Consider the following 1,269-nt stretch of genomic DNA (forward strand, 5'->3'; position numbering starts at 1 on the left):
CTTGTGGGATTTGATACCAACAAGCTTCTGGGCGGCAGTATTGATCGGTTCCATAAAAACCCCGCCCATCAACGCACCATGCTCGAAGCCCTGACCACAACATACCAGGGACGAATTAATGTTGGTGGCAGAACCTTTGATCTTATTGCCAACCCGATAACCAACCAGGACGGAGAACGTTTGGGCACAGTCGTCGAATGGGCAGACATTACAGCTGAACTTGCTATCGAGGCCGAAGTCGATCAGATGGTCAATGCCATCTCTAAAGGTGACTTTACCAAATCACTCTCGGCTGAAGGTAAAGAAGGCTTTATGCTCGCCCTGACCAATGCCCTGAATTCTCTAAACAAAAACGTCAGCGATGTCATTGATGACGTGGCAACAGCCCTTTCATCCCTCTCGCGCGGGGATCTGACACACGAAATCACGACAGACTATACTGGTATGTATGAAACCCTGAAGCAGGACGTCAACCAGACATCAAAACGCTTGTCTGAAACTGTTGGGGAAATCATCACCACCACAGATGAAATAGGCTCTGCCTCAACAGAAATATCATCCGGTTCCATGGATCTGTCGCAAAGGACCGAAGCACAAGCGTCCAGCCTGCAACAAACCGCAGCGTCTATGGAAGAAATGTCCACCACGGTAAAACAGAATGCCGATAGTGCTCAACAAGCAAACCAGATGGCCCTCAACGCGACAGAAACGGCTGAACGAGGGGGAGAGGTTGTTCAAGAGGCTGTGGTTGCCGTAACGGGTATTGAGCAGGCATCACAGAAGGTTTCGGACATCATTGGTGTTATTGATGAAATTGCTTTCCAGACCAATCTTCTAGCCCTGAATGCCGCGGTTGAAGCCGCCAGAGCTGGCGAAGCCGGCAAAGGCTTTGCTGTGGTTGCGGCCGAAGTTCGGACACTGGCACAGCGTTCGGGTGAAGCAGCCAAGGATATCAAGACCCTGATCATGGAAGCCAATGATCAGGTCAAGGAAGGGGTTACTTTGGTACGATCAACCGGGGACACCCTGTCAGAGATTGTTGATTCATCCAAGCGCGTTGCAGATATCATTTCCGAGATTGCCGCATCCAGCCGGGAGCAGGCATCTGGTGTTGAGGAAATCAACGCGGCAGTCACAGCAATGGATGAGATGACCCAACAGAATGCTGCTCTGGTCGAGGAAAGCTCGGCTGCTGCCCGTACGCTGGAAGAACAGGCCGAAGGTTTGTCCGAAATGATTGGTTTTTTCAAAACCAACAACACCGGGCGG

Annotated in this window: 1 protein-coding gene; it reads left to right on the plus strand. The window is 51.1% G+C overall.

Going from position 1 to position 1,269, the window contains the following annotated elements; genetic code table 11:
• Window positions 1-1,269, plus strand: a 1,269-nt coding sequence (locus tag WH95_RS20045; RefSeq protein ID WP_046510229.1) for a methyl-accepting chemotaxis protein, incomplete at both ends; no start/stop codon positions are given.

This window comes from Kiloniella litopenaei (genome assembly GCF_000982415.1).
GTDB lineage: Bacteria > Pseudomonadota > Alphaproteobacteria > Kiloniellales > Kiloniellaceae > Kiloniella > Kiloniella litopenaei.